The sequence below is a fragment of the Candidatus Brocadiia bacterium genome (assembly GCA_041658285.1).
Classification (GTDB): Bacteria; Planctomycetota; MHYJ01; order JACQXL01; family JACQXL01; genus JBBAAP01.
Window position 1 is genome coordinate 52905 of record JBBAAP010000008.1, and the last position, 14502, is coordinate 67406.

Sequence of the window (14502 nt, forward strand, 5' to 3'; positions counted from 1 at the left end):
TAAAAATATTGACAGACTATTAGAAATTTGGTATAAAATATGATTGAAATTTAATAGCGGGAGTCATCCAGTCAAGGTGTGGACTCGTTAGGATTAAAAAACTACTCTAAGAAAGGATAAAATTATGGCAAAAGCAATCGGAATTGATTTAGGAACTACGCTTTCAGTAGTTGCGGTTAGAGAAGGCAACGAAACTACGGTTATAACCAATGCCGAAGGCGGCCGGTTAACGCCTTCAATCGTGGCCTTTACTGACAAAGGCGAGCGCCTGGTCGGGCAATTAGCCCGCCGTCAAGCCATCACCAACCCGACTAATACCATCTATTCGATAAAGCGCTTTATGGGCCGTCGCCGCAACGAGGTAGCCCAGGAAGAAAAGATGGTCCCTTATAAAGTCATCGGCGGACCGGACGACCTGGTCAAAGTCGAGTCCCGGGGCAAACAATACACCCCTCCGGAAATATCGGCCATGGTCCTGGCTAAGCTCAAGGAAACCGCCGAGGCCTATCTGGGCGAAACCATAACCGACGCAGTCGTCACCGTGCCGGCTTATTTCAACGACAGCCAACGCCAGGCTACCAAAGACGCCGGACGCATCGCCGGCCTGAACGTCCTTAGAATCATCAACGAACCCACTGCGGCGGCGCTGGCCTACGGATTGGATAAGAAAAAGAACGAAAAGGTCGCCATCTACGATTTGGGTGGCGGCACATTTGATGTCTCTATCCTGGAAGTAGGCGACGGCGTGGTCGAGGTGCTTTCCACCAACGGCAACACCCACCTGGGCGGCGACGATTTCGACCAGCGGGTTATGAACTACATCGCTGAAGAGTTCCAGAAAAAGGAAGGTATTGACCTGCGGCGTGACCAGATGGCGTTACAACGCCTGAAAGAAGCCGCTGAAAAAGCCAAATGCGAACTCTCTTCATCGCTACAAACCGAGGTCAACCTGCCCTTCATTACGGCCGATGCCACCGGGCCAAAACACCTGACTATGACCATCACCCGGGCCACTTTGGAAAAACTCATAGGCGACCTGCTCCGCTCGTCGCTGGAACCATGCCATAAGGCCCTGGAAGACGCCAAACTCAAAGCTGAAGACCTCGACGAAGTCGTTATGGTCGGCGGCTCATCCAGAATCCCCATGGTCCAAGACCTGTGCAAAGAATTCTTCAAGAAAACGGAATTAAACAAGTCCGTTAACCCGGACGAAGTAGTAGCCGTCGGCGCGGCTATCCAGGCCGCTGTGTTAAAGGGCGAGGTCAAGGACGTCCTGCTCCTTGACGTCACACCGCTAACCCTTGGCATCGAAACCCTTGGCGGCGTACGCACACCGCTAATTGAACGAAATACCACTATCCCCACCTCCAAAAAAGAGGTATTCTCAACCGCGGCCGATAGCCAGACCGAGGTGGAAATACACATTTTGCAGGGCGAACGCGATATGGCCAGTGATAACCGGACGCTCGGACGCTTCCGCTTGGCCGGCTTGCCGCCCGCGCCGCGCGGCATACCCCAGATTGAGGTGGCGTTTGACATCGATGCCAACGGTATCCTCAACGTCGCCGCCAAAGACCTAGCCACCGGTAAGAAACAGGCCATCCAAATACAATCATCATCGGGCATCACCGAGCAGGATATCCAGCGAATGGTCAAGGATTCCGAAAAGTTCGGCGAGCAGGACAAACAGCGCCGGGCTCTGGCCGAAGCCCGCAACCAGGCTGACCAGTTAATTTACTCCACCGAGAAAAACCTGGTTGATCTGGGCGATAAGGTATCCGCGGATGAAAAAACCAAAATCCAGTCTGCTCTGGAAAACATCAAAAAGGTCAAAGATAAAGACAATGTTGATGAAATAAAGAAAGCCATGGAAGACCTGACCAAGTCCAGCCACACCCTGGCCCAGCGCCTGTATGAAGAAGCGGCCAAGGCAAGGGGCGGAGCTGGCGCAGGTCCTGCAGGCAACCCAACAGCAGGTCCCGACGGATTCGCCGGCGGAGCCGGAATGCCGCCTCAGGACGACCAACCACCCGCGGGCGGAAAAGGCAAAAAAGACGACAAAAAAGGCGGCGATGATAATGTCATCGATGCCGAATTCGAGGCTAAGTAAAACCACAGATTACACAGATTGATTAAAGTAAAGGGGTCCCGAAAGGCGCCCCTTTTTATTATTATTGTGCCCTATGCGGTTTTATGTTTGACTTACATATATGAGCTCGACCAAGAATATTCCTATTCTCATCATAACGGGTATTTGCCTATCCGCGCTGTTTTCACTGGCCGCGAAAGAACCGGATTGGGCCGGCGCCAAGCAGGAATTCAACGATAACTCCAAGAGCAACGCCGATAAGAAGCGCGCCGCCTGCACTGCCCGCCTGGCCGAAAGCATCTCTCATAAAACCGAGGTCGAGGCGGCCAAACTGCTGATTGAACAACTAACTGCCGAAATCGCCCGCAGCAATGAAGGCAAGGCCGAGGAGCGGGTCAGCATCGACGTCATCGATGCCTGTGTAAACGGCCTGAGAAAACTCACCACCGACAAAGCCATAGACATCCTCCTCAAAAAGGCCGGCGATGCCAAATCCAACTGGCGGACCAGGTTTTACGCCGTCCGCGCCCTGGGCGGCATCAATAACCCGGCCGCAACCCAGGCCCTAACCGGCCTGCTCAGCGACAAGGAACCGGCCCTGCAAATGTCCGCGCTTGAATCCTTGACCAAACTCAACTGGCCGGAAGGCATCCAGCCCGCCTGTAACCTACTGACCACTGACAGCGCCTGGGAAGTCAAGCTGGCCGCCATTGAATACCTGCGCAAGATAAAATCGCCGGACAGCGTCAAGCCGATGCAACAGGCCATCCTGCGCAATAAGAATATAGAAGCCCTCGTCCTCTCCCAAATGCTCGAGTTGATAAAAGAGCTGACCAAGGATGCTCCGGCCGAAGCGCAATCCCAGGAAAATTCCAACCAGACCCAGTCCGTAATCAACCTGGGCGAATATTACAAGATAAAAATCAATTCCGACCGGATCATCTTCGTCATCGATGTCTCCGGCAGCATGGCTTGGGAAAGTAATGAGCCGCCCGAAGACAATACCACCGCCAAGGAAAGCGAGACCGAAAAGGCCAAGCCGGTCACCACCGGTCAGGAAAAGCCCAACGCCGCCGGCCCGTCCACCGAACCATCGGTTGCACCCATCCCGGAAGCGCTCCAGAACAAGAAAAAAGAAGTGGACAGCCGCATCCCCAAAACCCGGAGCGCCGCCGTCAAAAAAGAATCAATCAAGACCATTTATAATCTCGACCCCCGGGTCCATTTTTCCATCATCTTCTACAGCGGCGGCGTGGAAGTCTGGAAAAACGAACTGGTCCCGGCCACCAATGAGAACAAGCTGGAAGCCATAAACGCCGTCGATGCCAAGGGCCCGGGCGGCGGCACCAACATGTCCGACGCACTCGAAGCCGCCTACAAAATGGTCAAATCGGCCGGCAACACGCCCGACAAAGGCAAGGACGAACCCAAAAAGGTGGCCACCGGCGACAAGAAACCCCACGTCACCGTCGATAAAGTAATCAGCGGCGCCGACACCATCTTCCTGCTCACAGACGGCCAGCCCACGGTCGGCAAAATACAGGCGCCGGACGATATCATCAACCACGTCCGCAAGTTGCACGACCTGCGCCACATAAAAATAAATACCATTGCTGTAGGCGCCGCGGACCCGGCCGCTGAAAATACCGGGGTCCAAACCCTGGTCAACATCTACCTGATGCGCCGTCTGGCCGAAGTCACCGGCGGCACCTTCAGGAACAAAACCTATAAGGCCTCCGATAAAGATAAAAACGCCAAATAATTTTCACCACAAAGGCACTAAGAGCACGAAGCCAAATAAAATATTTTTTATTCTGTATTCTTTGTATTCTTAGTGTCTCTGTGGTAAAATCGGAAATATGAAAATACTGGAAACCCTGCGTCGTAAGGTGGATTCCGCACTGGGCAATTACCTGCCGGCCAAGGGCTCGTTCCCCAAACCGATACACGACGCCATGCGCTACAGCGTTATGGCCGGCGGCAAGCGGCTCAGGCCCATCCTGGCCTTGCTTACCGGCCGGATGCTCGGCGTACCGGAACCCAAGATAATGCCCGCCGCCTGCGCCCTGGAACTAGTCCACACCTACTCCCTGATACATGACGATTTGCCGGCTATGGATAACGACGACCTACGCCGGGGCAAGCCCACCTGCCACAAGGTCTACGGCGAAGCCATAGCCATCCTGGCCGGCGACGCGTTGCTCACCTACGCATTCCAACTAGTAACTCAGAAAATCGCTGATAAAAAATTAGTCCCGGCTCTGGTGGAAGAACTATCCGTAGCCTCCGGTTCTGCCGGTATGGTCGGCGGCCAGGTGCTGGATATCACCGCTCCTCTATTATTGAAGCAAAAACATTCCGCTCCGAACGCGCTGAACCTCTGCGGCAAAACGCATCTTCTTAAAACCGCGACGCTCATTACCGCCGCCTGCCGGATGGGCGCCGTAGTCGCCCACGCCGATAAGGCATCACTCGCCCGCGTCACCGACTACGGGCAAAACTTAGGCCTAGCCTTCCAGATAGTCGATGACATCCTGGACGTAATCGGCGAAAAGAATAAATTGGGCAAGACCCCGGGCAAAGACCGCCAGCAAAACAAACTCACCTACCCAGCGCTCAAAGGCGTAAGGTCTGCCGAAACCGAAGCCGTGCAACTGATAACCAGGGCCAAAATCTCTCTCAAATCATTCGGACCAAAGGCAAAACCGCTGATTGATTTAGCTGATTATATCGTATCAAGACAAAGTTAAACGCAGTATCTTAAGGCAGGATTAAATCAGGTTTTTCAGGATAAGATAACTCAGAGCCGAAACGACGGCCGCAGCCGGTATAGTCAGCACCCAGGCCCAAACCACTTTTTGAGCCACGCCCCAGCGCACGGCGCTCAAGCGCCTGGTCGCACCCACACCGATTATAGAACCGGTTATGGTATGCGTCGTCGAGACCGGTATACCTAATAATGTAGCACTGAAGAGCATAGCCGCTCCGGCTGTCTCAGCACAGAAACCACCCACCGGCTGCAATTGGGTTATCTTCTGGCCCATGGTCTTGACGATACGCCAACCGCCCATAAGTGTGCCCAACCCCATGGCCCCGTGGCAGGCCAGAACCACCCATAACGCCACCTCGAACTTAGGCAACGGCAATCCGGCTTCCTGGGCCACCTTGGTTTGCCAGGCAAATAACAGCACCGCGATAATACCCATCGTTTTCTGGGCGTCGTTGCCGCCGTGCCCCAAGCTATAGGCCGAGGCCGACACCAGCTGGAGCCGCCGGAAATGCTTATCCACCTTGGCCTGAGTGGAGTTGCGGAACAACAACAGGACGATGATCATAAAAATATAGCCGAACACCAACCCCAGAAGCGGCGACAGCACTATGAAGGCACATATCCACAGGAACTTACCCAGTATCACCACACCGAAACCGGCATGCGTTATCGCGGCACCTAACAGTCCGCCTACCAAGGCGTGCGAAGAACTGACCGGCAGTCCGGCATACCAAGTGAGTAAGTTCCAGACGATAGCCCCGATTAATCCGGACGCGATGACGGCGGTATTTATGGCCTCGGGGTGGACCACACCCGTACCGATAGTATTGGCCACGTGCAGGCCGAAGAAAAGGAATGCGATGAAGTTAAAGAAAGCCGCCCAGCCCACGGCCCATCTGGGCGAAAGCACCCGGGTGGATACCACCGTAGCTATAGAATTAGCCGCGTCATGCATCCCGTTTACGAAGTCGAATACCAGTGCCACGGCTATGATGATGACAACTATAGTCAAACCAAACGCTCCTTGTCAGGTTAGGTTTATGAATACTTCAAAACAATCGATTCAATCACATTAGCCACGTCCTCGCAATAATCAATGGCCGTCTCCAGGTCTTCGTAGATTTCCTTCCATTTAATTACGTTGATGGGATTATCCTTTTCCTTTTCGAACAAAGCGCTCATGGCCTTGCGCAGGAGCTGGTCGCCGTCATTTTCAATGGTATGGACGTTCACGCAATGGGCGGACATATCCTTAACATTCTTCAAATTACGCAGGCAAGTAACGGCGTGGGCCAGGATATCCGTCGCCTTGATTAACAGTTCCGCAAAATCCTTAGCCTCAGGCGTAATCGCCTCAACCTTATACAGCGCCAACCGCCCGCTGGCTCCGTCCATCAGGTCCAGAACGTCATCCAGCTTGGTAATCAACTGATGGATATCCTCACGGTCGATGGGCGTAACAAATGTCTTGTTGAGCATCTCGATAGTCTGGTGGGTAAAAGTGTCACCCTGATGCTCGATATCTTTAAGAATACTAACATTTTCGCCCAACGATTCCGGGTAAGATTTCATCAGGTCGGCCAACGCCTTAGCCCCGGCCGAGACGTTAGCCGCCGACTTCTCAAACATCTCGAAAAACCCTTTATTGCTTATCAAGGAACCGAACATATCAATACCCCCTCCGACGCCGCGCCTCCGGCTTTTCGGCTCTAAAAATTATACTGTTACAGGCGGGTTGAGCGTAAAGCTGGGCTCAATCCCAGAGAATTCTTATATAAAAAACCGCCCAAGTCAAAGAAAATAAAACAAATTAATATATTATGCTTTAGCGAGGGTTATCTTTCCGCTTCGGGCACCCGGCCTAACTGTGTATTAATACCCAATCCAAGAAATTATCAGGCAAATATTTACCGGTTTTTCATCTTATCGGCAATATTATGGTAAAAACACTGCCTTGGCCGGACTGGCTCCGGACCGAAACCGTTCCGTGATGCAGTTGGACGATGTGCTTAACGATGGCCAGGCCCAGCCCGGTGCCGCCCATCTCGCGGGAACGTGACTTATCCACCCGGTAAAACCGCTCGAATATCCGGGGCAGGTCGTCGGCCGGTATGCCGATGCCGTTATCAGACACTTCGATGCGCAGGACGGAACCGTCGAAGTCGGCTTTAATACCTATCCGGCCGTTGTCGGGCGTGTATTTGACGGCGTTGTCCAGCAGATTACCCACGGCTTTTGCCAGCATATCCGGATCAACCGGTATTTCCGGGCAATCCGCCTGTATGTTTCTTATAACCGTATGTTGTTTCTTTTCTATGGCCGGACGGAAATAGTCAACCACATCATCAATAACTTTTGCCGGTTTTATCGGCCTGATGCGGGCAATGCCTTGCCGCGATTCCAGCCGCGATAATTCCAGGAGGTCTCCCACCAGATTAGCCAGTTGCCGGACATTCTTATCTATGATATCCAGGAACTCCCGCGTTTTTCCCTTATCATTAAGATTATCTTCTTTGAGCGTTTCCACATACCCTTTGATAAAAGTCAGCGGCGTGCGCAGTTCGTGCGATACGTTAGCCACGAAATCCTTGCGCAATTGCTCGTATTTCAGGGATTCGCTGATGTCATAGATCACCACCAGAAAACTGCCCGGCGTCTCTTTTATGGGCGTGCAATAAACCCTCAGGGGCTTATCGGACGACGAGGTGATGTCTTTATGGTCCAGGACTACGGACGGTTGGGCCAGACATTCCTTGACGAAACTGACAAGCTTGTTGTCGCGGATGGCTTCCCAGAGATATTTATCCACGATTTGACTGGCGTCAACGGCAAAAAGATTACCGACGGCAGTATTGGCAAAGATGACTTTCTGGTTGGTGTCAACGGCGATAACGCCTTCGCGGACGCTGGAAAGAACGATATTAAGGTTCGCTTTTTCGCGGCTGATTTCCGAGAAACGTTTTTGGAGATCATCTCCCATCAGGTTAATAGTCTGCGCCAGTTTCCCAATCTCATCATTTGGGGTAGCCTGAACCCTAGCGCTAAAGTCCCCTCGAGAGATTAATTCCGCCGTCCGGACCATCTGGTTGACCGGGCGGACAATCTTCCGGATAATCCAGAATCCCATCAGGAAAGCGATAATGACCAAAACCAGGAAAATAATCCCAACCATTCTATAGATTTGATGGGTAATAAGTTTAATCTGGTGCAGCGGCAGAGCCACCCGGATGATTTTACCGCTCGGGTCGTCCGGATTAAGCGGATGGGCCAGATATAGCATATCAATCGAAACCGTATGGCTGAAACGGGTGCTATGACCCGCTCCTGATCGCCGTGCATCAATCACTTCAGACCGGTTATTATGATTTTCCATTGCGGAAATATTTCCATCCGAGTCCGCCAATACTTTACCGTCTTTATCAATGATGGTTATCCGGGTCCGGACGGTCTTGCCCAATTCTTTGATTTTGGCATCAAGCGATTGCCCTTTTCCCTCAACATCGCTCACCAGAATCCCGACCAGTTTAACGGTATTATCCAGATGCTGGTTGACTTCTTCAAAATAAGTATTGGTAAACAGGTTAATGGCGATAAGCGACAAGGTTATCAAAGAGATAACAATCAGGGTGAGGTAAGTAAAGAAAAGTTTAGCAAACAGGCTGTTTTTAAGCATCGTTTGTTTCTGTGAATTTATAGCCCACGCCCCGAACGGTTTCGATAAGCCTGCCGGACTTGCCCAGTTTCTTCCTGAGCGCGGCGATATGGACGTCTATGGTCCGGTCAATCACGGCGGCGTCGTCGCCCCGGCCGGCCGAAATCAGGTCGTCGCGCGAAATCACCGCGCCCCGGCGGTTGACCAGATGCCAAAGCAGGTTAAACTCGGTGTTGGTCAGCTCGACCCTTTTGTCCTTAACCGTCACGGTCCGGCCTTTATAGTCTATGTCGATGTCGCCCACCTTCAATGATTCCTTGAATTCACACGCCTCAAAACGCCTGAGCACGGCCTTGACCCGTGCCACCAGTTCGCGCGGGCTGAACGGCTTGGTGATGTAGTCGTCCGCGCCCAGTTCCAACCCCAGAACCTTATCGGTTTCCTGGGCCCGGGCCGTCAGCATTATCACCGGAACCTGCGATGTCCCGGGCATGGATTTGAGTTTTTTGCAGACATCCCAGCCGTCCATCCTGGGCATCATGATGTCCAGCAGGATTAAATCAGGTTTGTGCTTGCGGGCAACCTCCAGGCCTTCGGCACCGTCACGGGCGCCGATGACCAAATAGCCTTCCTTGCCCAGGTGATGGTCCACCAGCTTGACCAGGTCCTTTTCGTCGTCTATGACCAGTACGGTTTTCATTTCCGCTTCTGTTCCTCGTGGTGATGCCTGACATCGCGCCCCTGGACTATATAAATGACCTCTTCGGCGATATTGGTGGAATGGTCGCCGATTCGTTCCAGATTCCTGGCAATGAGTATCAAACAAAGCGCCGGCTGGATTGTCTTGGGGTCGGATATCATATAGGTCAATAACTCCCTGAAAACCTGGTTTTTAAGAGCATCCACCTTGTCGTCCGAATTAAGCACCTTTTGAGCCTTTTCCACATCCTTATGGATATAGGCATCCAGGCTTTCACGCACCATCTGCTGGACAATATCAGCCATTATCGGAATATCCACCAGCGGTTTTAATTGGGGGTATTGTAGCAAAATTACGGTGTTCTGTCCAATATTAATAACCTGGTCGGCAATCCGCTCCAGGTCGCTGTTAATCTTGGAAGCCGCGATCAGGAAACGCAGGTCCGTGGCCACCGGCTGCATCCGGGCGATAAGCGTCACCACATCGTCGTCTATTTCTATCTGTAATTTATTAATCTCTTTTTCCTTGGGGTTGATCGTCTCAATAACGGAATTGTTTCGGTCAATCAGTGATTTGACGGCAATGCGTATCATTTCCTCCACGATGCTGGCCATCCGGATGAGTTTTTCGTTAATCCTTGTCGTCTCCTGGTCAAAATGTCGTTCCATATTATTTAATCTCCTTTTCGTAATATTATCATATCATCAATCCGCCTCAGTTGGAATAAAATCAGGCAAAATATCAAATGCCGCAGGCACATATCCGGTTAACAAGCCCATAAGCCGTCGGGCTGGACGCAACGCCCGCTTACCGCTTAGCCGTACCGGCCGGTAATATAATCCTCAGTCCGCTTATCATGCGGATGGGTGAATAGATGACTGGTCTTGTTAAATTCTATCAACTCGCCCAAAAGCATAAAAGCGGTGTCATCGGATACCCGGGCCGCCTGTTGCATATTGTGCGTGACAATCACGATGGTATAATCTTTCTTGAGTTCGCGCATCAGCTCCTCGATACGCATGGTCGACTGCGGGTCCAGGGTCGAGCAGGGTTCGTCCATAAGCACCACTTCCGACCTGGCGGCAATCAACCGGGCAATGCACAGCCGCTGTTTCTGCTCCAAGGACAGGCTTAATGCCGACTCGTGGAGTTTGTCCTTAAGCTCATCCCACAGTAGAACCGACTTTAAGCTCCGCTCCACCACCTCATCGCAATAATTCTTGTCGGAATCGCAGTGAATCTTCTCGGCAAAGATTACATTTTTATAAATTGATAACGGAAACGGATTGGGCCGCTGGAATACCATACCCACTTTCTTGCGCAATCTTACCAAGTCGGTCTCCGGATCGATGATATTTTCATTGTCAACCAGCACTTCCCCGGTGGTGCACACGCCTTCGACCAAATCGTTCATCCGGTTTAAGACCCGAAGCAAGGTGGACTTGCCGCAGCCGGAAGGCCCGATAATGGCCGTAATGGTCTTTTCCTCGAACTTGGCATTGACATCCTTCAAGGCCTGGAAGCTGCCATACCACAGGTTCAAATCTTTGACTGATATCTTTTCCATTTATCCGAACTTTCCTCTGACATAACCGTCGGTTCGCTGGTCGGACGGAGATGTAAATATTTTATCGGTCTTATCCAGCTCAACCAGTTCGCCGGACAGGAAAAACGCCGTCCGGTCGGCCACCCGGGCCGCCTGCTTGACGTTATTGGTCACCAGCACGATGGTGTAATCCTTTTTAAGCTGAAGCATGGTTTCCTCCACCTTGGCGGTGGAAATCGGGTCCAGGCCGGAGCAGGGCTCGTCGTACAGAATTACCTCCGGCTCAACCGCCAGGGTGCGGGCAATGCACAGCCGCTGTTGCTGCCCGCCGGACAGCTTGAACGCCGATTCATCCAACCGGTCCTTGACTTCATCCCAGATATAAGCGTGGTTCAGCGCCCGCTCAACAATCTCCTGAAGCTTCTGCTTGTTTTTTATCCCGTGCATCCGGGCGCCGTAGGCCACGTTATCGAATATCGATAAAGGCAGCGGCAGCGGCAGGGCAAATACCATCCCCACCTTCTTGCGGAGCAGTTCTATATTCATGTCTTTAATATCCTGGCCGTCCAATTCAATCACGCCGCCGGTTTTGGCGCTGGTTTCGATTTCATTCATTCGGTTAAGCGACCGCAGAAACGAAGTCTTGCCGCTGTTGGACGGGCCTATAATGCTCAGTATTTCATTGGCCCGGATTTGGATATTAATATCCTTTAAGGCCTGAACCTTATCAAACCAGACGTTAAAGTTCTTTACGTCGAATTTTACCACTTTTTCCTCTTCCTCAGTTTATAACGGATAATAATGGCGATTAAATTAACGAACAATACCAGGGTCAGCAGGACCAGAGCCGTACCATACCTGATTTTCTCGTCCACATTGGGCACCTGGGTGGATATGACATAAAGGTGATAGGGCAAAGCCATGGCCTGGTCGAATATTGATTTGGGCAACTGGGGCAGGTAAAAAGCCGCCACGGTGAATAATATCGGAGCGGTTTCGCCGGCCGCCCGGCCGATCTCTAAAATCGTGCCGGTCATTATGCCGGGAATGGCGTTGGGCAGGACGATATGCCGGATAGTCTGCCACTTGCTAGCGCCCAAGGACAGGCTGACTTCCCGGAACGATTGCGGTACGCTTTCCAGCGCCACGCGGGAAGCCGCTATAATTATGGGCAAGACCATTATTCCCAATGTCAGCGAACCGGCCAGAATCGACGCGCCGAACCCCAGAAAAACCACGAATAAAGCCAATCCAAAAAGGCCGAATATCACCGAGGGCACTCCGGACAGGTTGACGATAGCCAGTTTGATTATTCTGGTCAATAAATTGTCCTTGGAATATTCGCTCAGATAAATTGCCGCCAGAACCCCTATCGGCAAGGCAAAGGCAATTGAGCCCACCACCAAGCATATCGTTCCGATGATGGCCGGGAAGATGCCGCCGGCGCGCATGCCGTCTTTGGGCATGCTGAAAAGGAAATCCCAACTGATGGCCGGCGCGCCTTTGACAACAATGATAAAGACTATCAGCCCGACCGGGATGACGATTAAAAGAGTCGCCAACAGGAAAAAGAAGAAGGCGATTTTCTGGGTTATTTTCGGTTTCATCATCATTGTCTTTTCCTGTGCAAGAATAAATCAGCCGTTAAATTAATGGCAAAACTGATTACAAAAAGTATCAACCCGATGGCGAACAGGGCGAAGTAATGCTCGCTGCCCACCACTGATTCGCCCATCTCAGCCGCGATGGTCGCGGTCATTGTCCGGACCGGCTGCAGGAATCCATTGGGGATGCTGGCCGCATTGCCGGTAATCATCATCACGGCCATGGTCTCGCCCACCACCCGGCCGATGCCCAGCATGACCGCGGCCAGGATTCCGGGCGCGGCGGCCGGCAGAATCACCCGCCAGATGGTCTGCCAATGGGTGGCGCCCAACGCGAAGGCGCCTTCTTTATAACTCTTGGGCACGGAATAAAGCGCGTCTTCGGCAATCGAAACTATGGTCGGCATGGCCATAAAGGCCAGCATAATCGAGCCGGATAAGGCCGTCAGCCCGGTGGGCAGTTGGAAAACGCTTTTGACCAGCGGCACCAGGGTGACCATACCGATAAACCCCAACACCACTGATGGTATGGCGGCCAGCAGTTCAATACCGGCCTTAAGGATATCCTTTATTCTCGCCGGCGCCACTTCGGCGATGTAAATGGCGCAGGCCACGCCGATGGGCACGGATATGATTGCCGCGCCGATGGTCACCACCACCGAACCCAAAATCAGCGGCAGAATACCCAACAGGGGCGGCTCTGAAATGGGATACCACTTGCGGCCGGACACAAAATCGCCGAAACCGACGTATTCAAAAAGGGATAATCCTTCTTTCAACAAGAACAAAAGAATCAGGACAACAAAGATTATCGAGGCAATGCCGCAAAGAAAAATGAGCTTCTCTACAACAAATTCCTTTATTTTGCGCATAAATGCTTATTTTACCGGTTTATCCTGCACCGGGACGAAATCCGTCTTCACTACAATCTCCTGACCTTCGGGCGACAGCGCGAAATCTATGAATTCTTTATCCAGGCCCTTGGGTTGGCCGTTTACATAAAGCAATAACGGCCGGGAGATAGGATACTTGCCGCTGATGACATTCTCGGTGGTCGGCGCTTCATATTCGGATTTCTCATCCTTTGCCACCGATATCGGTTTCTGCTTGGCCGAGATATAACCCATGCCGTAATAACCGATGGCATCGGGATTATTGGTTACTTCATCGGCGATGGCCTGTGAAGAAGGCAGCATCAAAGCGCTGGAAGCAAATTCCTCCGGGCCGTTGGCAATGCCTTTGCGCAGGATATGTTCTTTAAAGTAAACATGCGTGCCGGAGGTAACCTCGCGGGACAGGATGACGATTTTAGCATCTTTGCCGCCGACCTCTTTCCAGCTGGCAATTTTACCGGTAAAGATGTCTGCCAATTGGGCCTGGGTCAGTTTACTGATCGGATTGGACGGATGAACCACCACGGCCAGCCCATCCAGGGCTACCTTTATCTCAAACGGATTCACGCCCTTCTGCTGGGCCAGGGCGATTTCCTTTTCCTTGATGTTCCTGGAACTCATGCAAATATCGCAGGTATTGCTGATTAAGCTGGAAATACCCGTGCCCGAACCGCCGCCGGTCACGGCCAGCTGTTTTTGGGGATTCTTCTTCATAAATACCTCAGCCCAGGCCTGGACTAGGTTGACCATGGTATCCGAACCCTTAATCTGAATGCTGGTTTTGGTTTCGTTCCGCGCCTGCCTGGCCGCGTCATCCCGGCCGCACCCCAGAATACCCATTGAACCTATCAACCCCACTATCAATACCTTCTTTAACATACGTGGACTCCTTTCATACGGTTATACATACTACTATTTAACACGCCGGTATTATAAAAAAAGCGTGTTAAGAAATGATAAAGATTGGGTTAATTTATGATAAAGCCATCTTTTGACCTGTTTCCAATATGTGGTGGGGATAAGTCAAAAAGCATAGAGGATGTTTGTATCCGCTAAAACAAAGCTTGCTGGTTTTCTGTAAAAACAGTCTAGCATCCCGAAGTGACAAAAATCGGCACTTTTTGCCTAAAATCCGGGGTTTTTGGGAGCAAAGTGACAAAAATTGCCCCTGCGGGAGGCTTTGCTCTCAGTGCACAAGCCTGCAAAACACAAAAACCAACTCTCTTCCTATAGGTTTAAACCGTTTAT

Annotated in this window: 13 protein-coding genes; 3 read left to right on the forward strand and 10 right to left on the reverse strand. The window is 51.8% G+C overall.

Annotated features, from left to right (window positions below):
* The first annotated feature begins 124 nt into the window (after positions 1 to 124).
* The 3 genes from dnaK (at position 125) to WC980_08075 (ending at position 4839) form a co-directional block, all read left to right on the forward strand.
* Positions 125 to 2110, forward strand: a complete 1986-nt coding sequence (gene dnaK, locus WC980_08065; protein MFA5794999.1) for a molecular chaperone DnaK — start codon at positions 125 to 127, stop codon at positions 2108 to 2110.
* Positions 2111 to 2210: 100 nt separating this feature from the next.
* Entirely contained in the window at positions 2211 to 3851 is a 1641-nt protein-coding gene (locus WC980_08070) for a HEAT repeat domain-containing protein (GenBank protein ID MFA5795000.1), read from the forward strand.
* Positions 3852 to 3948: 97 nt separating this feature from the next.
* Positions 3949 to 4839, forward strand: a complete 891-nt coding sequence (locus WC980_08075; protein MFA5795001.1) for a polyprenyl synthetase family protein — start codon at positions 3949 to 3951, stop codon at positions 4837 to 4839.
* 21 nt (positions 4840 to 4860) lie between these two features.
* On the opposite strand, the gene WC980_08080 is transcribed toward WC980_08075, so the two are convergent.
* The 10 genes from WC980_08080 to WC980_08125 form a co-directional block, all read right to left on the reverse strand.
* Positions 4861 to 5814 carry an inorganic phosphate transporter gene (locus tag WC980_08080; GenBank protein ID MFA5795002.1) on the reverse strand — a complete coding sequence of 318 codons (954 nt, stop codon included), beginning with the start codon at positions 5812 to 5814 and terminating at the stop codon, positions 4861 to 4863.
* A gap of 83 nt (positions 5815 to 5897) precedes the next feature.
* Positions 5898 to 6527, reverse strand: a complete 630-nt coding sequence (locus WC980_08085; GenBank protein MFA5795003.1) for a DUF47 family protein — start codon at positions 6525 to 6527, stop codon at positions 5898 to 5900.
* 250 nt (positions 6528 to 6777) lie between these two features.
* A complete protein-coding gene (locus WC980_08090) occupies positions 6778 to 8532 on the reverse strand; it encodes an ATP-binding protein (GenBank protein MFA5795004.1) in 1755 nt (584 codons plus the stop codon).
* Complete coding sequence (locus WC980_08095; protein ID MFA5795005.1) at positions 8525 to 9211, reverse strand: response regulator transcription factor; 687 nt, start codon at positions 9209 to 9211, stop codon at positions 8525 to 8527. Before WC980_08095 ends, WC980_08090 begins: the two co-directional genes overlap by 8 nt.
* Positions 9208 to 9879, reverse strand: coding sequence for a phosphate signaling complex protein PhoU (gene phoU / locus WC980_08100; GenBank protein MFA5795006.1), 672 nt, complete (start codon positions 9877 to 9879; stop codon positions 9208 to 9210). The genes WC980_08095 and phoU overlap by 4 nt, the downstream gene beginning before the upstream one ends.
* A 146-nt stretch (positions 9880 to 10025) precedes the next feature.
* Positions 10026 to 10778, reverse strand: coding sequence for a phosphate ABC transporter ATP-binding protein PstB (gene pstB / locus WC980_08105; protein MFA5795007.1), 753 nt, complete (start codon positions 10776 to 10778; stop codon positions 10026 to 10028).
* Positions 10779 to 11525, reverse strand: a complete 747-nt coding sequence (pstB, locus tag WC980_08110; protein MFA5795008.1) for a phosphate ABC transporter ATP-binding protein PstB — start codon at positions 11523 to 11525, stop codon at positions 10779 to 10781.
* Entirely contained in the window at positions 11519 to 12370 is an 852-nt protein-coding gene (pstA, locus tag WC980_08115) for a phosphate ABC transporter permease PstA (GenBank protein MFA5795009.1), read from the reverse strand. The genes pstB (WC980_08110) and pstA overlap by 7 nt, the downstream gene beginning before the upstream one ends.
* Positions 12367 to 13233 carry a phosphate ABC transporter permease subunit PstC gene (gene pstC / locus WC980_08120; protein MFA5795010.1) on the reverse strand — a complete coding sequence of 289 codons (867 nt, stop codon included), beginning with the start codon at positions 13231 to 13233 and terminating at the stop codon, positions 12367 to 12369. The genes pstA and pstC overlap by 4 nt, the downstream gene beginning before the upstream one ends.
* Positions 13234 to 13239: 6 nt before the next feature.
* Complete coding sequence (locus tag WC980_08125) at positions 13240 to 14133, reverse strand: phosphate ABC transporter substrate-binding protein (protein ID MFA5795011.1); 894 nt, start codon at positions 14131 to 14133, stop codon at positions 13240 to 13242.
* Between the last annotated feature and the right edge of the window lie 369 nt (positions 14134 to 14502).